Origin of the sequence: uncultured Alcanivorax sp. (assembly GCF_947258575.1) — a bacterium.
GTDB lineage: Bacteria > Pseudomonadota > Gammaproteobacteria > Pseudomonadales > Alcanivoracaceae > Alcanivorax.
This window is the reverse complement of record NZ_CAMYIV010000002.1, coordinates 79,024-99,985: the sequence shown is the minus strand read 5'-3', so window position 1 is coordinate 99,985 and position 20,962 is coordinate 79,024. Positions and strand designations below refer to the sequence as shown.

22 protein-coding genes are annotated in these 20,962 nt (G+C 58.4%); 8 read left to right on the top strand and 14 right to left on the bottom strand.

Going from position 1 to position 20,962, the window contains the following annotated elements; genetic code table 11:
• The first annotated feature begins 22 nt into the window (after nt 1-22).
• Nucleotides 23-1,138, top strand: coding sequence for a dihydrolipoamide acetyltransferase family protein (locus Q0Y02_RS00595; protein ID WP_297762881.1), 1,116 nt, complete (start codon nt 23-25; stop codon nt 1,136-1,138).
• Between the two features lie 55 nt (nt 1,139-1,193).
• On the opposite strand, the gene Q0Y02_RS00590 is transcribed toward Q0Y02_RS00595, so the two are convergent.
• Complete coding sequence (locus Q0Y02_RS00590; protein ID WP_297762879.1) at nt 1,194-1,916, bottom strand: YebC/PmpR family DNA-binding transcriptional regulator; 723 nt, start codon at nt 1,914-1,916, stop codon at nt 1,194-1,196.
• A 103-nt stretch (nt 1,917-2,019) separates the two neighbouring features.
• On the bottom strand, nt 2,020-2,928 hold the full coding sequence (locus Q0Y02_RS00585) for an oxidoreductase (protein WP_297762877.1): 909 nt from the start codon (nt 2,926-2,928) through the stop codon (nt 2,020-2,022).
• Between the two features lie 251 nt (nt 2,929-3,179).
• Between Q0Y02_RS00585 and Q0Y02_RS00580 the strand changes: the two genes are divergently transcribed.
• The 7 genes from Q0Y02_RS00580 to Q0Y02_RS00550 all read left to right on the top strand — a co-directional run bounded on the left by Q0Y02_RS00580 (nt 3,180) and on the right by Q0Y02_RS00550 (nt 9,058).
• Nucleotides 3,180-4,031, top strand: coding sequence for an SDR family NAD(P)-dependent oxidoreductase (locus tag Q0Y02_RS00580; RefSeq protein WP_297762874.1), 852 nt, complete (start codon nt 3,180-3,182; stop codon nt 4,029-4,031).
• Between the two features lie 153 nt (nt 4,032-4,184).
• On the top strand, nt 4,185-5,720 hold the full coding sequence (locus Q0Y02_RS00575; RefSeq protein WP_297762871.1) for a glutamate synthase-related protein: 1,536 nt from the start codon (nt 4,185-4,187) through the stop codon (nt 5,718-5,720).
• A 374-nt stretch (nt 5,721-6,094) separates the two neighbouring features.
• Entirely contained in the window at nt 6,095-7,066 is a 972-nt protein-coding gene (locus Q0Y02_RS00570; RefSeq protein ID WP_297762868.1) for a hypothetical protein, read from the top strand.
• Nucleotides 7,067-7,070: 4 nt separating this feature from the next.
• Nucleotides 7,071-7,622 (top strand): ATP-binding protein, encoded by a 552-nt coding sequence (locus Q0Y02_RS00565; protein ID WP_297762866.1) that lies wholly within the window; start codon nt 7,071-7,073, stop codon nt 7,620-7,622.
• Nucleotides 7,619-8,029: a roadblock/LC7 domain-containing protein gene (locus Q0Y02_RS00560; RefSeq protein ID WP_297762862.1), complete on the top strand. Its 411-nt coding sequence runs from the start codon at nt 7,619-7,621 to the stop codon at nt 8,027-8,029. Before Q0Y02_RS00565 ends, Q0Y02_RS00560 begins: the two co-directional genes overlap by 4 nt.
• A gap of 41 nt (nt 8,030-8,070) precedes the next feature.
• Nucleotides 8,071-8,430 (top strand): hypothetical protein, encoded by a 360-nt coding sequence (locus Q0Y02_RS00555; protein WP_297762859.1) that lies wholly within the window; start codon nt 8,071-8,073, stop codon nt 8,428-8,430.
• Nucleotides 8,431-8,626: 196 nt separating this feature from the next.
• Entirely contained in the window at nt 8,627-9,058 is a 432-nt protein-coding gene (locus tag Q0Y02_RS00550) for a thioesterase family protein (RefSeq protein ID WP_297762856.1), read from the top strand.
• A 54-nt stretch (nt 9,059-9,112) separates the two neighbouring features.
• Here Q0Y02_RS00550 and Q0Y02_RS00545 read toward each other — a convergent pair whose 3' ends face one another.
• From Q0Y02_RS00545 to Q0Y02_RS00490, 12 genes are all read right to left on the bottom strand, one after another.
• Complete coding sequence (locus Q0Y02_RS00545; protein WP_297762853.1) at nt 9,113-10,804, bottom strand: alpha/beta hydrolase; 1,692 nt, start codon at nt 10,802-10,804, stop codon at nt 9,113-9,115.
• Between the two features lie 79 nt (nt 10,805-10,883).
• A complete protein-coding gene (locus tag Q0Y02_RS00540) occupies nt 10,884-12,602 on the bottom strand; it encodes an NAD-binding protein (RefSeq protein ID WP_297762851.1) in 1,719 nt (572 codons plus the stop codon).
• A 5-nt stretch (nt 12,603-12,607) separates the two neighbouring features.
• Nucleotides 12,608-12,994: a DUF6394 family protein gene (locus Q0Y02_RS00535; RefSeq protein WP_297762848.1), complete on the bottom strand. Its 387-nt coding sequence runs from the start codon at nt 12,992-12,994 to the stop codon at nt 12,608-12,610.
• A 162-nt stretch (nt 12,995-13,156) separates the two neighbouring features.
• A complete protein-coding gene (locus tag Q0Y02_RS00530; RefSeq protein ID WP_297762845.1) occupies nt 13,157-14,347 on the bottom strand; it encodes an NAD(P)/FAD-dependent oxidoreductase in 1,191 nt (396 codons plus the stop codon).
• 123 nt (nt 14,348-14,470) lie between these two features.
• Nucleotides 14,471-14,734, bottom strand: coding sequence for a hypothetical protein (locus tag Q0Y02_RS00525; protein WP_297762842.1), 264 nt, complete (start codon nt 14,732-14,734; stop codon nt 14,471-14,473).
• Nucleotides 14,735-14,887: 153 nt separating this feature from the next.
• Complete coding sequence (gene cysK / locus Q0Y02_RS00520) at nt 14,888-15,856, bottom strand: cysteine synthase A (protein ID WP_297762839.1); 969 nt, start codon at nt 15,854-15,856, stop codon at nt 14,888-14,890.
• 33 nt (nt 15,857-15,889) lie between these two features.
• On the bottom strand, nt 15,890-16,915 hold the full coding sequence (locus Q0Y02_RS00515) for a CNNM domain-containing protein (protein WP_297762836.1): 1,026 nt from the start codon (nt 16,913-16,915) through the stop codon (nt 15,890-15,892).
• A gap of 48 nt (nt 16,916-16,963) precedes the next feature.
• Nucleotides 16,964-17,704: an S-methyl-5'-thioinosine phosphorylase gene (locus Q0Y02_RS00510; RefSeq protein WP_297762833.1), complete on the bottom strand. Its 741-nt coding sequence runs from the start codon at nt 17,702-17,704 to the stop codon at nt 16,964-16,966.
• Nucleotides 17,705-17,706: 2 nt separating this feature from the next.
• Nucleotides 17,707-18,273: a hypoxanthine-guanine phosphoribosyltransferase gene (locus Q0Y02_RS00505; protein ID WP_297762831.1), complete on the bottom strand. Its 567-nt coding sequence runs from the start codon at nt 18,271-18,273 to the stop codon at nt 17,707-17,709.
• On the bottom strand, nt 18,260-19,417 hold the full coding sequence (locus tag Q0Y02_RS00500; protein WP_297762828.1) for a mechanosensitive ion channel family protein: 1,158 nt from the start codon (nt 19,415-19,417) through the stop codon (nt 18,260-18,262). The genes Q0Y02_RS00505 and Q0Y02_RS00500 overlap by 14 nt, the downstream gene beginning before the upstream one ends.
• Nucleotides 19,418-19,425: 8 nt before the next feature.
• On the bottom strand, nt 19,426-20,439 hold the full coding sequence (gene nagZ, locus Q0Y02_RS00495; RefSeq protein WP_297762825.1) for a beta-N-acetylhexosaminidase: 1,014 nt from the start codon (nt 20,437-20,439) through the stop codon (nt 19,426-19,428).
• A gap of 11 nt (nt 20,440-20,450) precedes the next feature.
• Nucleotides 20,451-20,921 carry a L,D-transpeptidase gene (locus Q0Y02_RS00490; RefSeq protein WP_297762822.1) on the bottom strand — a complete coding sequence of 157 codons (471 nt, stop codon included), beginning with the start codon at nt 20,919-20,921 and terminating at the stop codon, nt 20,451-20,453.
• Nucleotides 20,922-20,962: the final 41 nt, after the last annotated feature.

The window sequence follows — 20,962 nt, the reverse complement described above, 5'->3', positions numbered from 1 at the left end:
CGAACAACAAAGGAGCAGTCCCATGCCCTACTTCACCCTGCCCGATCTGGGCGAAGGTTTGCAGGAAGCGGAGGTGGTCGAGTGGCACGTGAAGGAAGGCGACACCGTGAAGGTGGATGACCTGCTGCTCAGCGTGGAAACCGCCAAGGCCATTGTTGATATCCCCGCTCCCCAGGACGGCATCATCGCCACCCTCTTCGTGGCCAACGGCGATCTGGTCCATATCGGCGAACCGCTGCTGGCCTTTGCCGGTGACGAGGGCAGCGGCAGCCAGACCGTGGTGGGCAACCTGCAAAGCAAGGAGGATGCGGAAAATCCGGACAGTTTCGTGGTCGGCGCCGTCCCCGACTCCCGTCCTTCCGGCGGCACTCTCAACAGCACAACCCCGGCCATCCGCGCCCTGGCCCGCCACCTGGGCGTCAATCTTGACCAGATCAAGGGCAGCGGCCCGGCAGGCAGTATCACTCTGGACGATGTGCAACAGCAGGCGAATCTGAAACACAGCCACGGCGACAGCACGCCACTAAAAGGCGTGGCCCGCACCATGGCGAAGACCATGGCCAGCGCCGGGCAACAGGTGGTGCCGGTGAGCCTGTTCGATCAGGTCAGCGTCAGCCACTGGCCACAGGACAGCGATATTACCCTGCGCCTGATTCGTGCCATCGTCGCCGGCTGCCAGGCAGAGCCAAGGGTGAACGCCTGGTTCGACGGCGAGCATCTGAGCATGCGGGTGGTGGAAAAGGTGGACCTGGGGATTGCCGTGGACACCCCCGACGGCCTGTTCGTACCCGTGCTGAGGGACGTGGCCAACCGGGAACCGACGGACCTGCGCGAAGGGCTCAACCATCTGCGCCGGGATGTGGAACAGCGAAAAATTCCCGCCAAAGAATTACAAGGCGCAACCCTCACCCTGAGCAACTTCGGCACCCTGGGTGGCCGCTACGCCACCCCGGTGGTGGTGCCTCCCCAAGTGGCCATTGTGGGGGCGGGAAAACGCTTCACCCAACCGGGCATTCGCAATGGCGAGCTGTTTGAAGACACCCAATTACCGGTCAGCCTGACCTTTGATCACCGCGCTCTGAATGGCGGGCAAGCGGCACGCTTTCTGGCCGCCCTGCTGGCAGATCTGAGCCGCTGACACCGCCCACCGTAGGTTGGGTTGAGTGGAACGAAACCCAACCTACAGGGGAAGGTTATTCCGCCAGATCCACGTTGTGATAGACGTTCTGCACATCGTCCAGATCGTTGAGCATGGCCAGGAATTTATCGAACAGCTCCCGGTCATCGCCGCTCACCGTGGTGAAGCTGTGCGGAATGAACTGGATTTCATCCACCTCGAAATCGATCCCTTCGAAAGCACCGGTCAGCGCCTGGCGGGCCTTGGCATATTCGGTGTTGGGAGTGAATACCGTGAGCATGCCGTCTTCGCTCTCGATATCGGTGACATCCACATCCGCTTCCATCAGTGCTTCCAGCACCGCTTCTTCATCATCATGACGGAACACGAAAATGGCCGCATGATCGAACATGTGAGCCACGGTGCCCTGGGTGCCGATCTTGCACTTGGTCTTGGTGAACGCTACGCGCACATCACCGAAGGTGCGGTTGGGGTTGTCGGTCAGGCACTCGATGATCGCCATGCAACCGCCCGGGCCATAACCCTCGTAACGGGCCGGCGCAAAATCTTCACCGCCGCCGCCTTTGGCCTTGTCGATAGCTTTATCGATCACATGGCCAGGCACCTGATCTTTCTTGGCCCGGTCAATCAGACCACGCAGGGCCAGATTGGCGGATGGATCCAGGCCACCGGCCTTGGCGCACACATAGATCTCACGACCATAGCGGCTGTAAACCTTGGCTTTCATGTCCGAGGTTTTCGCCATGGATTCTTTTCGGTTCTGGTAGGCGCGGCCCATGGGATACTTGCTCCGAGATTGATAGTCAGCCGCAGATTCTAGGGGAAAAACGGGAAATTACCTACGCCCGGCGACTAACACCCCTCGACATCACTCCTGAAGTCTAATCGTTCAGATAATGCACCCCGGTCAACCGCTCCGATTCCTCCCACAACCGCTGTGAAACTGCTTGGTTGTCCGTGATCTTGCGGGCGAAGGCCGGGGCGGGATAGCCGCGTAATTCCATCAACTTGCCATCCGGGCCGTAATAGCCACCCGCCTCCACCGCATCGCTGGTGGCGGCCATGACACCGGGCAGGCAGCCCATCTGTGCAGACTGAGCCATTATCTTGTTGAACAGGCCACCACCGGGAACCGTATCCTGAAGGTGGGTAGCGGAATAGCCAGGGTGAGCAGCCATGACCCGGATGCCCGACCCTGATGCCTGCAGCCGACGCTGCAGATCCTTGGCAAAAATCAGGTTGGCCAGCTTGCTCTGACAATAGAAGGGCCAGCGGGAATAACGCTTCTCTGCATTGAGATTCCCCCACATCAACTTCCCGCCCCGATGAGCCAGGCTGGATATCTGCACAATCCGCGGATCGCTGGCAGTCTCGAGAAGCTCAACAAGCTGGCCGGTCAGCGCAAAATGTCCCAGGTGATTGGTACCGAACTGCATTTCGAAACCATCCCGGGTTCGCTGCAACGGCGGAGCCATCAGGCCTGCGTTGTTCAACAGCACATCCAGCCTTGAAAAGCGCTGCTTTACTGCATCGGCAAACGCCTTTACCGAGGCAAGATCTGCCAGATCCAGTGCCATGATCACCAGCCTGGCATCGGGCTGCAGGGCTTTCACCGCCTGCGCCGCCACGTTGGCCTTGTCCAGATTACGACAGGCCATGATCACTTCTGCGCCGTTACCAGCGAACAGCTTCACCGCTTCCAGGCCGATGCCGCTGTTGGCACCGGTTACCAGAATCGTCTTGCCGGAAAGATCCGTCATCATCTCCGGCCGCCAGGTTGATTTGCCCATGAGAGAACCCTTTCCTGTCGTTGCGATGCAAATGATTGTGCACGGCACCGGAGACTACCACCCCTTCCTGCTGGGCCAATCTTGTGACGGCATGCAACGCAGGCAAACCCCCAGACCAACGTGAAACGGACGACTACTGAATTCTACAGGACCCTCACTCAGCATCAGTGGTATGGTTCCGTGCTTGTTTTGACCGACCGGTGGCAGCTGTCTTGGCCACCGGGCACATCGACTTACAGGGAGATCAGCACGTGGGCAAGAAGTATGACCTGAATGGCAAGGTGGTTCTCATAACCGGTGCAACCGGCGGGATTGGTGCGGCGAGTGCTCGAGCACTCTACGCAAAAGGGGCCAATCTGGTGCTGACCGATCTATCCCAGCAGTCTCTGGACTCACTTGCCGCAGAATTTGATGTCACCCGCGTGCTTTCCCTGCCCCTGGACGTAACGGATGCCAGCGCCTCAAAAGCCGTGGTCCAGCAAGCCGTAGAGCACTTTGGCCGGCTGGATATCGCTTTTGCCAACGCCGGCATTGCCTGGCGAAACAAGCCGGCGACCATCGCCAGCTGCGATGAAGCCGAATTCGAGAAAATTATCGATGTGGATCTGTTCGGCGTCTGGCGCACCCTGCGTGCGGCCCTGCCGGAAGTTCAGCGTAATCATGGCCAGATTGTCATCACCTCCTCGATCTATTCGTTCGTCAACGGCATGGTCAATGCCCCCTACGCCGCCTCCAAGGCAGCCGTGGAAATGCTCGGCAGAGCCTTGCGGGCTGAGCTGGCCGGTACCGGCGCCAGCGCCAGCGTGCTCTACCCCGGCTGGACGGCAACGCCTATCACCGAGCTGGCCTTCGGTGGCCATGCCACCGCTTCTGAGCTGATTGAAAGCGCCTTCCCAGCCGTACTGAGAAAACAGGTACAACCCGAGGAAATTGCCACTGCCCTGGTTGCCGGCCTGACAACCCGCTCCGCCGCTATTATTGCCCCGGCCCGCTGGAAACCCTTGTCCATGCTGCGGGGGGTGATGAGCCCACTCAGCGATGCGCTGCTGGATCGCAGCGATAAAATTCACCGCCTGGTTAGAAACATCGAATCGAACCGCTAGCAAGGGCGTGACTCGACTCTTGCTGCCTCCTTGGGGGGCAGCAAGAGTCGAGTCGCGAGCGTTCCCTATCCTGTCCTGTGCAAAGCGTTGACTCCCCCGCCACCACTGGCATGATCGAGGTATCCCAGCCCGCAGTGCCAGCCAGGAGTCACCATGTCCAAGCCTGTCATCGCCGATATCAAACCGCATAAAACCGACCTCAAACCCGGTGAAACCTACTACTTCTGCCGCTGCGGTCGCTCCGCCAATCAGCCATTCTGCGACGGCTCCCACGCAGGCACCGGTATTACCCCTCTCGGCTTCGAAGCCGACAAGGACGAGGGCTACCTGTGCATGTGCAAGCACAGCGCCAACTTCCCCTACTGTGATGGCACCCATGCGCGATTCAGCAAGGATCAGGTGGGCGAAGAAGGCCCCGGCCCGGAGAGTATCCAGCGCGATGGCATGCCACAGCCCAAGGCCACCGCCGAGGAACCCAACGTGGCACTGATCCACGACCTGGCGGAAAACGGGCTCGATAAAGTCGGCCATCATGGCCCCATGACCGCCATGGGCGTCCCGAGAGACTGCCTGCCCAAATGGGATGACATCCAGATCATGGTGGCGCAGATGGCCACCCAGCCGCTGCTGGACGACCAGCCGGTGGGCACCGATCTGGTGATCGGCCCCACAGCGGACAAACCGCTAACGCTGGATATTCCCCTGATGGTCTCGGATATGAGCTTCGGTGCTCTTTCCGAAGAAGCGAAGGTATCTCTGGCACGAGGCGCGGAACTGGCCGGCACCGGCATCTGCTCTGGCGAGGGCGGTATGCTGCCGGAAGAACAGGCCGCCAACTCTCGCTATTTCTATGAATTGGCCAGCGCCATGTTTGGCTATACCGAAGACCATCTGAAGAAGGTGCAGGCGTTCCACTTCAAGGGCGGCCAGGGCGCCAAGACCGGCACCGGCGGCCACCTGCCCGCCAACAAGAACGTGGGCAAGATTTCCCAGGTACGCCACATTGCCGAAGGCCAACCGGCCATCTCACCGGCCACCTTCCGGGAGCTACATAGCAGCGATGATTTCAAACGTTTCGCCGACCGGGTGCGGGAGGTGTCCGGCGGCATACCGGTGGGATTCAAACTGAGCGCCAACCATATCGAAAGGGACATCCAGTTCGCCCTGGATGCCAGCGCCGACTACATCATCCTGGATGGCCGCGGCGGCGGTACCGGCGCGGCGCCCGCCATGTTCCGCGATCACATCAGCGTCCCCACCATCCCCGCCCTGGCTCGCGCACGCCGCTATCTGGATGACAAAGGCGCCAGTGACAACGTCACCCTGATAATCACCGGCGGCCTGCGCATGCCCATGGATTTTGTCAAAGCCCTGGCCTTGGGCGCTGATGCCATCGCCCTGTCCAACAGCGCCATGCAGGCCATTGGCTGCGTCGGCGCCCGTATGTGTAACACCAACCAATGCCCCGCCGGCATCGCCACCCAGAACGAGCAATTGCGAAAACGACTGGACGTGGACCACGCAGCCCAACGCCTGGCCAATTTCTTCCATGCCGCCACAGAACTGATGCAAGTCATGGCCCGCGCCTGCGGCCACCATCATCTGAATCAATTTACGCTGGAAGACTTGGCGACCTTTGATCGGGAAATGACCGCCTTGGCCGGTGTTCGCTATGGCGGAATCGGCTAGCGAGGGAAGATAACAGAGTGGGGAATTTCGACCATCGGTAAGCAATGTCTTACAAGCTAATCGCAAATGTAGGAAAAGGCGTACATTTATTTCGTGACCTCACAACCAGCGTCACTTATTTTTTCAAATAACAATATTTACCTTATCAATCAGTCTGTTAGAAAAAAATCGTTCGTTCGCTTCAGAAAACCGCCAACAAAGCCGGTCAACAGGACGTGATCGCAACATCAACTCATCCCTTGAAAGTCTCCGCCTGTCGCGATCCCTTTGCCCTGCTGGGCGTCCCGCTACTAATAATTGAGACATAGATCACTAACTGATGGCGATTAGCAGTTTTCGCCACTATTGCAGTAACCGGTACTACCGGATCTCGGATGGCACAAATGCAAACACAGCGTCTTGGATTTATCGGATTGGGAGATGACACGGTCAGTGCCTGTCTTTCCATGCTGAAAATCATTGATGGCCGTTCCTCAGTACACTGGAGCCAGGCAACACCCGCGATGGCGGATGTCCTCATGGTTTCCAGCCTGCAAGAGGCACAAACCAGCCAGGACGACCTGAGCCAAAAACCGTGTATCGTGATTTACCCCAGCTCTGAGGAAAAACCAGCATCCGCTTTTGCGCTGCCACACCCATTTCGAGTCATGCAGCTGCTCGATGTGCTGGATGAGGTACTGCGGTCTTTGGATACGTCATCCAATCATGCTGAGCATAATCGTGAAGTGTCTGAATCAGAAGGCAACTCATCACTACCTACCGTTGATTTTTGTGCCAGTTTATACCGGGTCATCAATAACAAGGGATCGACTGAACTGTACAGCAGCCAAAGTCCGGAAGGCCTTTTGCTGGTAAAACCCGCAAGCCACCGATTTTACGCACGGCCGGCATTGCTACACGCCCTGTCCGCGGGCCCGGTGTCTTTTAGCCCGTTAAGCCCCAGCAGCGAACCAGTTTCCGAGGGCATGGTGCCTCGGCCATTGTTTGAGCTCGCCTGGCTAACCGGTGCCAACCATTGCAATGCCCTGTTGCCTTGGCTGGATGAAGACAGCCATTTCAAATTGAGCCGTTGGCCCAGTGCTGCAGCGTTGAACAAATCCCGGCAATTGCTCTCCTTATGTGCGCTGATGACCCGCCGTGCACTGACACTTTCAGAGCTAAAGACACTTTCACATTGTGATGACAAAGCGCTTTATCACTTCATCAATGCTTGTGAAATTAGCGGGTTATTGGTGAGTCAGGTGAGAGCCCCCTCTGCTATAGCCCCATCAGTACAAGCCGGCGCGGAGCACCATCGCCTCGGAGGGATGATCAAAGGCCTGAGAACACGTCTGGGATTGAGCTGAAATAATGACAAGCAACGAATTCAAAATCCTTTTCACCGGCCCGATGGGCGCCGGTAAGACTACGGCAATCACTCAACTCAGTGATCAGGAATGTGTCTCCACAGATGTGGTTAACACTGATTTAGAGCAGTGCAACAAGGAAATGACTACCGCCGGTCTGGATTACGGTTATATCAGCCTGCCTGACGGTAGTGGCGTGCGCCTTTACGGCACACCCGGGCAAGAACGTTTTCAGTTCATGTGGCCGATCCTCGCCAACAACGCCGCAGGTGTCATTCTCTTGCTGAATGGCGAACACCCGGATCTGGAAGCTCACCTGGATCTTTATACCAACGCCTTTTCCAACAATGGGGAAACACCTCTGGTTATTGGTATCGGCCGGATTTCCAGCGATGACTTCGCGCGTATCGACCGGGTTACGGAAAAACTGGCAGCCAAACATCTGTTTGTACCAGTGATTTCCGTAGACGTCAGAGAGTGTGAAGACGTTCTGCTTCTGGTTGAAACCCTCCTCTGTCAGATCGAAGCCAACGAAATGGAACTGATGCAAGTATGAAAGACAGGAACCCCCTTAGCGATTCTGCCGTGGCAATGGCGCAGAAACAGCTTCACATCCTGCAGGACTCCACCCCGGGGATCACCTCTGCTGTACTACTGAGCAGTGATGGCTTTGAAATAGCCACGTTGGAAAACGATAAAGGGAAAGCCAGCCGGCTTGCCGCAATGGGTAGTTCTCTTGCAGCAATCAGCTCGGCAATAGCAAAAGAAGCGGGCATTTCTGAATGCAGCCGCATGATTGTGGAATCCGAGGAGGGCGTTGTGGCCGTGATGAAAGTGCCCAACTGCTCACCTCCCCTGGCATTGGCCGTAGTCGCCAATGACGCCTCCAAGCTCGGGCAACTGATCTGGGGCGCCAAAAACTGTTGTGCAGCTCTATCGGAATCACTAAAAGCAGCCAGTTAGTTCCCCTCTTTAGGGAAAATATAAAATAATAGGAGTAAGTTATGGGCAACGTTACTGAGAGTCTGAAAACCCTGTTGGAATCCGATGGTGCAATGTGTGCCGCTATTGTTGATTCAAACAGTGGCATGGTGCTGGGTCAGGATGGGACCGGACTGGATCTTGAATTGGCCGCCGCCGGCAACACCGAGGTGGTTCGTGCCAAGCTTAAAACCATGAAATCACTGGGACTCAAAGACACCATCGAGGATATTCTGATCACACTGGGAACCCAGTATCATATCATCCGCCCAGTGGCGAAAAATGAAGGTCTGTTCATGTACCTGGTGCTGGACAAGGGAAAATCCAATCTGGCGCTGGCACGGCGCAATTGCCAATCGGTTGAAGCTGACCTGAGCGTTTAACCATCACGTCGTGGGTATGGAGCAGCACCATTTCTGCTCCATACCCTACGTTTTTCCATGGCACGATGCCTTCAGACGACTTCCTGTGCTGATGCAAGTTTTGCCAGAATATCACTCCGCCCAATACATAATCCTGTTTCACTAAACCCGATAGACCTTGCTACACTCCACTCCCTTCCCCGCTGGAGACTGCAGCATGGCCCGCGTTGCACTCGATCTGCCTGAGCAATTCCTCTACACACACACCATCAATGTGCGCATGACCGACCTGAATACCGGTAAGCATGTGGGCAACGACCAGATGATCTCCCTGCTCTCTGAAGCCCGTTACCGATTTTTCTGCCACATCGGTTTCGACCAGTTCGATACCGACAAGCAGAGCATTGTGGTGACTGATCTGGTGGCCACCTACCAGGCAGAAAGTTTCGCCCAGGATGATCTTCAGTTCGAGGTTGGGTTAATGGACTTCAACAAGTACGGAGCAGATCTGATTTTCCGGGTCACCAAACAACCTTCCGGACGGCTGGTGGTGCTGGCCAAACAGGGTTTTGTGTTTTTTGATCATCAAAAGCACGGAGTCATGCCGGTGCCGGCTGCGTTCCGCGAACAGTTTGCCGACCTGGACTGAATCCGCTAACACTGGGCCAGCAAACCGCACTAACCAATGCGATGAGCTTGCTGCTCAGGGCAAGTCCAACAGCTCGGTCAGAAAGTCCTTCCACATCGGGTAGACCATAAAACGCCCAAGGCCCGGAAAGCTGCGTAACTGCACCCCGGGTAAATCCCCCGCCAGGCCACGAGCGCTACCGATGGAAATAATCCGGTCGTCTTCGCCGTGCCACTGCATGACCGGCATGGTGATCTTGCTCAAATCCACCTGCCAGGGATGCTGCATGCGCAGATACTCATCAATCATGATGCGCGCGCCCTGGAAATGACTGCGACGCATACATTTGATGGTTCGCTGCAGCAGATCCGGGTTAGCCAGCACGGCTTTGTCCTGATCGCACAATCCTTTGGCGATCATGGCGAAGAACTTCTCCGGCGCCTTCTGTACCCCCCGGATGCCTAATCGCCCTACCAGCACGAACAAGCGGGGGTCACGCCGAAACAGACGCAGAAACATGTTGTGTAGCGGGTCCAGCTTGTCCAGTTCGAAGTGCTCAATGGGGACAGTACTGGCCAACAGTCCGAGTCGATCGAAGATGTCCGGGTACAGGGCTGCCGCACACAGTGCATAGGCCCCACCCCCACAAAAGGCGGCCATGGGCGGACGATGCAACTCAAGATGCTCACATAACGCCAGAATATCCGGCCCGAAATCCCGGAACTCCATGTCCGCCTTGTAGGTGGATATGCCGTAGCCGGGGCGCACAATCATGATCACGCGCAGGCCTTTCTCGCGATACCAGTCATCAAAATAACTGTGATCCGGCAGCGCCGCCCCCAGGTTATCCAGCGTCAGTACCGGGCGGCCGTGCGGGTCACCATATTCGTACCAGCTCAGCACGCGCCGGTCCGGCAGGCTCAGGGTGTATTCCCGATCCTGCTGGATCTGCGGGAGTTTTGCCGCCTGCACCAGGGCATGCCCCATGGCGTGGCTGACCAGCTGTACCTGACTGTTGGCATTGAGTTTGGCCATGGTGGATTTGAGCTGGGTGCGGGCCGTGTGAATACTGACATTCAACAGCTTGGCGCTCTGGCTCAGATTGCCGATCTTGCACAGCAAGTGTAGTAGACGGGATTCCGCCTGGCTGATATTGAACAGGGAGCGAAGCATCTCCGGGGATGGTGTCACCACGCTGTGCCCGGCCAGCACCCAGACGATGGTGCGCAGCTGGGCAATGTTGCCCGGTGCATCAGATTTCTGCACCGGCAGACATAACAGGGACACCCCGTCCTGGGGAGAACTGATGAGCTGGGTTTCGCGACCCTCAGCCAACCGGTTGATGCGATCGAGGGCCTGTTTCAGCTCCCGGTCAGCAAACAACAGGGTGCCATCCTCGCACAGCTGCACCGGGCCATCCGCCAGCACCTGTCTGGCCACCGGATTGCATTCCAGTACCTGCATGCTGTTATCCAGCATCAGCATGGGCCAGGGCATCTGGTTATACATGGCATTAAGCACCTGGGTGCGATCTTCCAGGGCATGCATGTAGGCACTGCTGCGCACCGCTCGTTCCAGGTGGGCGATCAGTTGATCCACATCATTGGAGGATTGTCGGGGTTCCAGCGCCGTGCCAGTGTGGCCGGGCTGCGGGCGGTTATCGGTCCAGCCGGCGATGGTATCCAGCAACTCGACCCAGTCGCCGGGGGACAGCGCTGTTTCGTAGATTTTACCGATCAGCGCATCGTTATTGTTGTCGTCTTCCACTCAGTCTCGCCCATAGTCAGCAGTACCGATCATAGGAAGTGCCGGGAACCACGGCAAGCAGGCAAGCGACGACTGGCGACTATTCCCGCACGTCCGCCGGTGCAGCCCGGCGTTTGGCCAGCCAGCGCCAGACCAGACCATCCGGCCGCTGATGGCCCGTCTGTACGTAACGCAAGGCGTTAAGATGGCGCAGGCTCCATTGCATCTGATTATTGGCCTTGTCCGTGCCGCAAAACAGCAAGCGGTCACCGGGCTCCAGCTTTTCCTTTTCATCGGGCAGGAGAGTATTGCGGCCATTGCGACGCAGCATCAGGGGAATCGCATCAAGACAAGTGAGCCGATGCCGGGGACTACGACACAGATTGCCCAGGGTAACCGGCTCCCCCAGACGCAGAGCCAGGGTCACTGCGGGGGTCTCTTCATCGCCTATCTGCACGTGCCAGCTTTCCGGGGTGATCGTAGTCGTGATACCGGCCATACGCTCCAGCAGTTGCTCATTCCACCCATTGCCCTGCTGTTCCGCTTCCCGCAGAAACTCTTTCAGCAGAGGCGCATTGAGAACCGAAAGAAAACGACTGGCCACCAGAAAGCTGGTCTGCACCGGCAATTCCGGATTGACTGCCTGGAACAACAGACGGTTATGCAGGCGGTTTTGCAGTGCCACCATGTAGATACTGCTGTTCAGCTCACGAGCGGTCATCATCACTGACAGGTTATCGGCGTCGTCCGGCGTTGCCACCACCAGGGCGACGGCCTTGTCGATGCCCGCTTCGCGCAGGGTCACAGCCTCGGTGCCTTTGCCTTCCACGCTGCCCGCAGGCACATCCGGCTGATGCGGATGCGGGGTGACCACCACCAGTTCAATACCTGCCTCCTTGCTGAGCGCTTCGTAGACGGCGCGACCGAAGGGACCAAAACCACAAAGGATCCAGCGGCCTTGGGGAGGCATGGGCCTCTCAGGCAGGGCGGCGTCGGGCAGAGAGGTAAGCCAGTCGTACACCCGGTGAGTATCCGGCTGGCGAATACCCAGCAACAGCCGCCGAGCAAAATCCTGATAGGGATTAACCACCAGGTCGGTGCCAAAGGACAGCATGTTGTTGGCGTTTTCTTCGCTGCCCGCGCGGCAGAACACCTGGCTGTGCTTGTTGAGCAGCTTTACCGTGGTGGCAATTTTCAGATTGGTGTGATTATTGTTGGTCACTGCCAGCACACCGCGACATAACGGATGTTTGAGCCCGGCCTTGACCAGATTCCCGGGGATTTCCGCATCCACGGTAAAACCCGGCACATACAGCCCCTGATCCTTGATGCGCAGGGAATCAATGGCTTCCGGGTCCTTGTCGACAATGACTACCCGCATGCCACGGCTGAGCAAAGAGCGGGTCAGCAACTTGCCAGTATCGCCATAACCGCAGATCACATAGAAAGGTTCACGAAACCGCCGCAAGCTGCGCTGCAGCTGCACCCGGCTCAGTTCATGACGAAAACTCTTGTCCTGCAACAGGGAAATGATGATGCCCACGGAATACAGCCAGGAGAACACGGTCAGATAAATACTGACCATGGTCCACATGCGCTGGCCACCGGAAAAATCGTAGGGCACTTCGCCAAAGCCAATGGTGCTACCGGTGTAGCTGACCACGTAGAAGGCTTCGAAAAAACTCATCCGCCAGGGATTACCCTGATCATCAACGCCGGGAATCAGGGTGAAACCCACCGTGGCGATGCTGTAAGCCACAATCAGCACCACCAGCGGCACACGCATGCGCCGCAGGATCATGGGAACGACAGAAGGCATGGCTATTATCGCTGCAGGGTGATGGTTTCCACCGTCAACAGCACGGCGGATACCAGGTTTGCCAGCAGAGCACCACCTGACAGGGAAACAATGGACGCCATTACCGCCGGCGTCAGCCCGACTTCAAGCACATGCACCGCTACCGCCCAAACGATGGCGGCCACGATTAACTGCAGATCTGCCACCAGGGAGGAAGCCAACAACACAGCACCAATCTGCGTGCGTTCGCCGAACTTGAGCACAGTCGCTATCAGGCTGACCACCAGTGCCGCAAACAACTCATAGACGTCATGGTGTTGCGGGTTATCAATCTCGCCGTAGAAGAACCCGAAGTTAAGCGTCAGCGCAAGCAGAATGAAAAAACCAAAAACCACCTTCTCGAGGTTCATCATGCATCCTTGTTTTGCCCGAGGTGTTGGCGATCATTGTGGCAGGGAATGGACTGGTGGGCTACAGGCGTGCCACAGGATGACTTACCTACAGAGCTGAGCGCGCACTACTGTTTATTTGCAACTCCCGGCGGTAAGGCCATGTATTTCACCGGGCTGGCAACTCTACAACGCCAACCCCGTGCACCAACCGCTGGCCCAGGCCCACTGGAAGTTAAAGCCACCGAGCTGACCGGTGACATCGAGGACCTCACCAATGAAGTGCAACCCCGGTACGGCATTCACTTCAAAGGTCTTGGAAGAGATAGCGTCGGTGTCGACGCCGCCAAGGGTCACTTCGGCGGTGCGGTAGCCTTCAGTGCCGGATGGTTTGAACTGCCAGCCCTTGAGGGTGGCCGCTACATTGGCCAGGCGCTCGTTGCTGAACTGCTGCAAGTTGCCCTGCCAGCCGAATCGCTCTACCAGTGCCCCGGCCAGCCGCTGGGAAAAATACTGCCGCAGCCAGCGTTCCAGGCCGCGATTCGGATGCTGGTTGCGCTCGGCCACCAGCTCGGCGAAAGGATCGGCCACGGCGGGCAGCCAGTCTACGGTCACCGGTTGGCCCGGTGCCCAGAAGCTGGAGACTTGCAACATGGCCGGGCCGGACAGGCCCCGGTGAGTGATCAGCATGGGCTCGGCAAAGCGGGCGCCGCCGGCCTCCGCCACTACTTCGGTGCTGATGCCGGACAAGGCAGACAACCAGGCTTTGTCATCCGGTTGCAGGGTAAACGGCACCAGCCCGGCACGGGTGGGCAGCACATTGAGCCCGAACTGTTCGGCAAGCTGATAACCGAAGCCGGTGGCCCCCATGGTGGGAATCGACAGGCCGCCGCAGGCCACCACCAGTTTCGCGCAACGGATGACGCCCGAAGAGGTAGTAAGCACAAAGCCCTGCCCTGCCCGCTCCACCCGGCGAATCTCGGTCTTCAGGGAAATGTCCGCCCCGGCCCAGTCACATTCGGTGAGCAGGATGCCAAGTATTTCCTTGGAGGATTCCGCACAGAACAGCTGCCCAGGTGCTTTTTCCACATGGTCGATGCCGTGGCGCTCCACCAGCTCCACAAAGTGCCAGGGGCTGTAGCGCTTGAGGGCGGATTTGCAGAAATGCGGGTTGGCGGAAACGAAATGTTCCGGTGTGGTGTTCAGGTTGGTGAAGTTGCAGCGACCGCCGCCGGACATGAGGATCTTCTTGCCGGCCTTGTTGGCGTGGTCCAGCAGCAACACCCGGTGACCCTGATAGGCGGCCGTAGCCGCACACATCAGTCCAGCCGCGCCGGCGCCGATAACGACGATATCCACTTCTGTACTGACTGCCATGGAGCCCTCCGGTTACCGGCCGCAAGGATAGCGGGGATCAGAGGCTGAGGCCATCGCAGTTGAACGGTGAATGTCGCCGACGGCTAATCCGCCCACAAAGCGTGGGGAATTCGGGTTTAGTGATTAGCGGATGACGGAGACTTCCGCAGTGGTGGTGTAATTTTCACTGCTCGAGGGTACCGGCTGGGCGCCGTTGGCAACCTGGATATCAGTGCGATAGCGGCCACTGGCCATCTGTTGATCGGCGGGTACCAGCCGGGCGGCTGGCTGTTGCTGGCCCAGTGGCGGGCGGTTTTCCACCTCACCGCTACGGCTCACATCACTACTGTCTCCATAGCAACCGGCCAGTGAAACCAGACCGGCCAGCAACAACATTGGTGCTTTCATGCTTCCCCCAGACCGCTTTGCCAGCGGTTTTCTTAATTCAATAATTTGCATTTATACGGCACAGGGGCGGCGCTGTACAGCGCCAGCGGGCAAAGCCCGCTAGCGTTGCGGCTGGCCACCATCGCAGGGTGAAGATCGCCCGCAGGCGGGGCCCTACTGGTTCAGCTCCTGATCACTGAACATATCCGCGAACAACGGGGAGGTAAGGTAGCGTTCGCCGGAGTCCGGCAGCACCACCACAATGGTCTTGCCGGCGAATTCCGGCAACAGGCTGATACGGTCTGCTACGCACATGGCTGCGCCGCAGGAAATACCGGCAAGGATGCCCTCTTCCTGCATCAGTTTGTGGGCCCACTCCATGGCGTCTTCGTTGCTCACTTGCTCACAGCGATCCACCACCGACAGATCCAGGTTCTTCGGCACAAAACCGGCACCGATGCCCTGAATCTTGTGGGGGCCGTGGGTGGGTTCTTCGCCTTTCAGTGCAGCAGTGATCATGGTGGAGGAGTCCGGCTCCACCGCAATGGAGGTTATGGCCTTGCCTTTCTGGTTCTTGATGTAGCGGGACACCCCGGTGATGGTGCCACCGGTACCCACGCCACTGACCAGCACGTCGATATCGCCGCCGGTGGCGTCCCAGATTTCCGGGCCAGTGGTTTTCTCGTGGATTTCCGGGTTGGCCGGGTTGTTGAACTGCTGCAGCATCAGGAATTTTTCCGGATTGTCGCTGACCAGTTCCTCGGCTTTGGCGATGGCACCGGGCATGCCTTTGGCGCCGGGTGTCAGCACCAGCTTGGCGCCCAGAGCCTTGAGAATTTTACGGCGCTCCAGGCTCATGGTATCGGGCATGGTCAGGGTCAGGTCGTACCCCCGCGCCGCCGCCACATAGGCCAGGGCGATGCCGGTATTGCCGCTGGTGGGTTCTACCAGAGTCATGCCGGGTTTGAGCTTGCCGCTTTTTTCCGCATCCCAAATCATGGAGGAACCGATACGGCACTTTACGCTGCCTGCCGGGTTGCGTGATTCCAGCTTGGCGAGAATCTTGCCCTGGCTGATGCGGTTGATTCGCACCAGCGGCGTCTTGCCAATGGTTTCGCTGTTGTCCTTGTAGATTTCGGTCATGGTTGCCTCTCCTGAATCGGCTGATACTGCTTCCTATTGCGGCTTTTCCTGCTTTTTCAACCGCCGGCTCCAGCGCTGGCGGGCATAGAGTCGCAGGTCTGCCACGTGATCGGTTTCGTCCATGATCTCACGGCCGAGAATACTTTCCAGGATATCTTCCAACGTGATCAGCCCTACCCAGGTGCCGTGCTCGTCATAGACCACTGCCATGTGCTGGCGCTGGGCCAACATGGCGTGGAACAGCTTGTCGATCCCCATACCCGTATGGACCAGCGGCACTTCATGGGCCAGCACGCTCATGGTCTGCTCCGGGTCGCAGCCCAGCAGGTCGGATTTGTGGATATAACCTTTGCCCTCGCCTTCCTCCGTCATCACCGGAAAACGGGAAAAAGGCTGGTCTTTCTCTTTTTCCAGAAACTCGGCCACGGTCATCTCCGGGGTCACCGTTCGGCAAACCGTACGCGGGGTCATGATAGTGCCGACCTTGATGTCGTGCAGGCGCAGGACGTTCTGGATCACCTGGAATTCGTTGTCGTCCAGGGCATCCTGATCCTTGCCCATGTCGGCCAGGGCGCGGATTTCCGCGCGCACTTCCACATCGTGCTCGCCACCCCCAATGCGGCTGGTAATCAGCTTGGACAGCCACACAAAGGGCATCAGGGCAATCATGATGAACTGGAGAACCGGCGGCAGCATAGGCGCCAGGGCGCGCCAGTATTTGGCACCGATGGTCTTGGGGATAATTTCCGACAACACCAGAATGGCCAGGGTCATCACCGCAGAGGCCGCGCCCAGCCAGGCTTCGCCAAACACCACTGCCACCTGGGCGCCTACCCCGGTGGCACCGACGGTATGGGCCACCGTATTGAGGGTGAGAATCGCAGACAAGGGTTTGTCGATATCGTCCTTGTAGGAGCGCAGTGTCTCGTAGAGCTTGGGCCGGATTTCCCGCAGCCCGGCGATGAAGCTCGGGGTAATCGACAATAACGCCGCTTCCAGAATCGAGCAGAGAAAGGAGAAGCCGATGGAGACGGCGGCGAAGATGATCAGCAGGGTCACTGTGCGAAGCTCCTTCCGAAAGCCGCTGGCAATCAGCGGCCGTTATAATCAGGCTGTGTAGCTACCGGCAAAATCCGCCAGCACCCGGCACACATTGGCCATGCCATCGTGAATCACCGCTTCGATTTCCGCCATGGTGATCTCATGGCTGGATTTGCCCGCTGCCGGATTCACCACCAGCGACAGCATGGCATAGGGCAATGCCAGCTCCCTGGCCAGCACCGCCTCGGGCATGCCGGTCATACCGACGATGTCGCAGCCGTCACGCTCCAGGCGAAGGATTTCGGCGGCGGTTTCCAGTCGTGGCCCCTGGGTGGCCGCATAGCAGCCGCCGTCGTTCCACTTCAGCTCCGACTCAGCCAATTTTTCCTTCAGGCCATTGCGCAGGGCGCTATCGAACGGCCAGCTGAAATCCACATGCACCAACGGCTCCGCCGGGTCATCGAACAGGGTCATCTCCCGGCCCCAGGTGTAGTCGATAATCTGGTCTGGCAACACCAGGGCGCCGGTGGGAGCCAGGGCAGTGATGCCGCCTACCGCGTTCACCGCCACAATGGCGGAGGCCCCCGCCTCTTTGAGAGCCACCAGATTAGCCCGGTAGTTCACCTGATGAGGCAGCAGTACATGGGGGTCCCCATGGCGGGCCAGGAACAGCACATTCTGGCCATCCAGCTCCCCCTCCACCACCGCAGCGGACGGATCGCCGAAGCGGGTGGAAATCGCCTGTCTGCGGATAATGCGCAGATTATCCATGCGCGTCAGACCCGTGCCGCCAATAAACGCCAACATACTCAGTGTTCCTTTACCGCGTAGATCCCCGGCGCATTACGCCAGAAACCCTTGTAGTCCATGCCCATGCCGAAAAGATAATGATCCGCCGCTTCCAGGGCCGTGAAATCGGCTTTCAGGCCCGGCTTTGCCTTGCGGTCATGCTGTTTGTCCACCAGCACACAGGTCTTCACCGAGGCCGCACCCTGAGCCTTGCAGGCGTCAATGATGGACAGCAAGGTGGTACCCACATCAAGAATGTCATCAACAATCAGCACATCTCGCCCGGCCAGGCTGGCATTGGGGGTGACAATCCATTCCACATCCCCCCCCGTGGTTTCACCCAGATAACGGCTGGCGTGCAGGTAATCCATCTCCAGCGGAATATCCAGGCGCTTGACCAGCTCGGCAGCGAAGATCATTCCTCCGTTCATGATGGTCAGCATCACCGGCACCTTGCCTGAGTAGGCGTCGGTGACCGCGAAGGCCAGCTTGGCGATGGCTTCCTGAACCTGGTCAGCAGAATGCAGCTCGATGGCCTCGCGGCGCACCCGCATCAGTTCCTGTTGCAGTTCCTCAGCGATGGACATGCTGTGCGTCCTCAGTGTTGTCGTTTTCCAGGCCCGTGGCGGGGTGATCGTCGTTGTGGCTGACAAGATGCAGGGTGCGAGTGGGGAAGGCAAACTCCGCCCCGTGCTCGTTGACGATGGCCATGATCTTCATCAGCACATCCTGCTTGATCTCATGGTAGCGCACCCACTGAGTGGTCTTGGTGAAGGTATAGATAAAGAACTCCAGGTGCGACGCGCCATAGCTGTCGAAGTTGACGATCAGGGTACGGCTGTCGGTTTCCAGCTCTTCGTGGTCGATCAGCATCTGTTTCACTTGCGCCACAATGCCCGGCATTTTCTGCCAGTCGTCATAGCGGATACCGATCTTCTCGTTGATACGACGGTTAAACATGCGTGACGGGTTTTCCAGTACCACCGTGGTGAACATGGCATTGGGGATATACAACGGACGCTGATCGAAGGTGCGGATACAGGTCAGCCGCCAGCCGATGTGCTCCACGGTACCTTCGATAGAACGGTCTGGTGAGCGCACCCAGTCTCCGATGCGGAACGGCTTGTCCAGGTAGACCATCATGCCGCCGAAAAAGTTGGCGAGCAGATCCTTGGCGGCAAAGGCCACCGCCATGCCACCGATACCGCCAAAGGCAAGCACCCCCGACACGCTGTAGCCCATGGTCTGCAGAATGATCAGCAAGGAGGTGATGATCACCGACACTCGCAGCAACTTGGCGATCGCCGCCGCCGTGGACTGATCCATGGGTTTACGCATGCGCGATGGGTCGATCAGGTTTTTCTCCGTGTAGGAGATAAACCGGTTGAGGAACATGGCAATGATGATGATGAAGGCAATCTGCCGCACCTTGGGAGCCAGATCGAACAATTCATTGGCTTGCTCGGTCACTGCCTGCAACAGCTCCACGGAGATCGACAAACCGATGACCCAGAACACCAATCGCAGGGGAATCCGCGCCGCTTCCAGCAGAGCATCGTCCCACAGGGTTTCCGTCTTGTTGATCAACCGGTCAAGCACATCAATGACGCGCATCAGGATAAAATTCACCGACACCGTACATAGCACGATGATGAACAATTGAGTCAGCCAGATATCCGTGGGGGTCTCCACGTTCGGCCATTGCAGCAGTTGGTTCCAATCCCAGTTCATGTGAGTCCTTAGCGAGGTTCAGTCAATGCCGCCGCCAACTCCGTGGCAGCGTGTCGTTTGGTGGTTTCCATGGGGCGGCGTGGGCGGGCACGAAGACCGCTGGCCGGTACCTGGCCACTGAAAGGCGTCGCGGCGAGAAAATCCAGCACCTGTTCTGCCCCTGGCCGGTTATTGCAAGCCAGCACCATGTCGCATCCGGCCTCCAGCGCCGCCCTGGCCCGCTCCGCATAACCGCCCACGCCGTGGGCACCGGCCATGGACAGGTCATCAGAGAAGATCACGCCGCGAAAACCCATTTGCTCGCGCAAGCGGGTCTGTAGCCAGTAGCGGGAAAACCCGGCGGTCTGGTTTTCCACCGCACTATAGATCACATGGGCAGGCATGATGCCGTCCAGTTTCTGGGCCAGGGCCACAAAGGGACGCAGGTCCGCCGCTTCAATCTCGGCCAGCGGCCGCGGGTCCACCGGCAGCTCCAGATGGGAGTCCGCCACCACATGGCCGTGGCCGGGAAAATGCTTGCCGGTGGCAGCCATGCCGGCGGCGCTCATGCCGTCGATAAAGGCACTGGCCAGAGCGATCATGGCATCCGCATCGCCATGAAAGCTGCGGTCACCGATTACCGTGCTGGTGCCGTAGTCCAGATCCAGCACCGGCGCAAAGCTGAGATCGATATCCAGCTCGGTCAGCTCAGAGGCCATCAGCTCACCGAGAAGCGTGGCTTCCGCCATCGCAAGCTGCGGGGCCTGGTCGTAGCGACGCCCCAGTGCGGCCATCGGCGGCAGGCGCACGAAACCGTCACGGAAACGCTGTACGCGCCCCCCTTCCTGGTCCACGGCGATCAGTATCTCCGGGCGCACCGCGCGAATCTGGCGAATCAGTTCAGCGAGCTGCTGCCGATCCTGATAGTTACGGGTAAAGAGAATCAGCCCACCGGTACCCGGGTGACTGAGCAAGTCTTTCTCCACATCGCTGACCTGGAGGCCTTCCAGATCAAGCATCAACAGGGGGGAAACGGATGGCATGGCAATCCTGATTATTCGGTAATGGTGACAGCGGCGCCCACTGGCACCTGATCGAAGACGCGAATCATATCCGCATTGCGCATGCGTATGCAGCCATGGGATGCAGGCGTGCCCATGGGCTCACTGTCCGGTGTGCCGTGAATATAAATAAAGCGCCGGAAACTATCCACGTCACCACCCAGATTGTGACCGGGTTCCATGCCCCCCAGCCAGAGAATACGGGTGAGCACCCAATCGCGCTGGGGATGCTCACGGACCTTGGCCGTATCGCAGATTTCGCCGGCGAATTTGCGCCCGCTGAACACCGCACCTTCCGGCAGACCCTCACCGAAACGGGCCCGCACCAGATGCTGACCCAGCGGTGTGGCTTCGCTGCCCATGGCCTGTCCTGCCCCATTGCGGGCAGTGGACACGGGAAAACGCTCGGTGCGCTCACCGCGCAGTTCCAGCCATTGTTCAGAGAGGTTGATGATCAGTTCCATACCATCCTTTTGTAGGCGCTATGCGTGCAGGGCGAAAAACC

Excerpts from the sequence above, each read along its gene's own strand:
- Q0Y02_RS00500 (WP_297762828.1), bottom strand. The coding sequence starts at position 19,417 with ATGAACTGGGATTGGAACCAACTGCTGCAATGGCCGAACGTGGAGACC.
- Q0Y02_RS00585 (WP_297762877.1), bottom strand. The coding sequence starts at position 2,928 with ATGGGCAAATCAACCTGGCGGCCGGAGATGATGACGGATCTTTCCGGC.
- Q0Y02_RS00535 (WP_297762848.1), bottom strand. The coding sequence starts at position 12,994 with ATGATGAACCTCGAGAAGGTGGTTTTTGGTTTTTTCATTCTGCTTGCG.
- Q0Y02_RS00555 (WP_297762859.1), top strand. The coding sequence starts at position 8,071 with ATGGGCAACGTTACTGAGAGTCTGAAAACCCTGTTGGAATCCGATGGT.
- Q0Y02_RS00510 (WP_297762833.1), bottom strand. The coding sequence starts at position 17,704 with ATGTTGGCGTTTATTGGCGGCACGGGTCTGACGCGCATGGATAATCTG.
- Q0Y02_RS00505 (WP_297762831.1), bottom strand. The coding sequence starts at position 18,273 with ATGTCCATCGCTGAGGAACTGCAACAGGAACTGATGCGGGTGCGCCGC.
- Q0Y02_RS00530 (WP_297762845.1), bottom strand. The coding sequence starts at position 14,347 with ATGGCAGTCAGTACAGAAGTGGATATCGTCGTTATCGGCGCCGGCGCG.
- Q0Y02_RS00565 (WP_297762866.1), top strand. The coding sequence starts at position 7,071 with ATGACAAGCAACGAATTCAAAATCCTTTTCACCGGCCCGATGGGCGCC.
- cysK (WP_297762839.1), bottom strand. The coding sequence starts at position 15,856 with ATGACCGAAATCTACAAGGACAACAGCGAAACCATTGGCAAGACGCCG.
- Q0Y02_RS00525 (WP_297762842.1), bottom strand. The coding sequence starts at position 14,734 with ATGAAAGCACCAATGTTGTTGCTGGCCGGTCTGGTTTCACTGGCCGGT.
- Q0Y02_RS00570 (WP_297762868.1), top strand. The coding sequence starts at position 6,095 with ATGGCACAAATGCAAACACAGCGTCTTGGATTTATCGGATTGGGAGAT.
- Q0Y02_RS00575 (WP_297762871.1), top strand. The coding sequence starts at position 4,185 with ATGTCCAAGCCTGTCATCGCCGATATCAAACCGCATAAAACCGACCTC.
- nagZ (WP_297762825.1), bottom strand. The coding sequence starts at position 20,439 with ATGCCATCCGTTTCCCCCCTGTTGATGCTTGATCTGGAAGGCCTCCAG.
- Q0Y02_RS00595 (WP_297762881.1), top strand. The coding sequence starts at position 23 with ATGCCCTACTTCACCCTGCCCGATCTGGGCGAAGGTTTGCAGGAAGCG.
- Q0Y02_RS00560 (WP_297762862.1), top strand. The coding sequence starts at position 7,619 with ATGAAAGACAGGAACCCCCTTAGCGATTCTGCCGTGGCAATGGCGCAG.
- Q0Y02_RS00490 (WP_297762822.1), bottom strand. The coding sequence starts at position 20,921 with ATGGAACTGATCATCAACCTCTCTGAACAATGGCTGGAACTGCGCGGT.
- Q0Y02_RS00550 (WP_297762856.1), top strand. The coding sequence starts at position 8,627 with ATGGCCCGCGTTGCACTCGATCTGCCTGAGCAATTCCTCTACACACAC.
- Q0Y02_RS00540 (WP_297762851.1), bottom strand. The coding sequence starts at position 12,602 with ATGCCTTCTGTCGTTCCCATGATCCTGCGGCGCATGCGTGTGCCGCTG.
- Q0Y02_RS00590 (WP_297762879.1), bottom strand. The coding sequence starts at position 1,916 with ATGGGCCGCGCCTACCAGAACCGAAAAGAATCCATGGCGAAAACCTCG.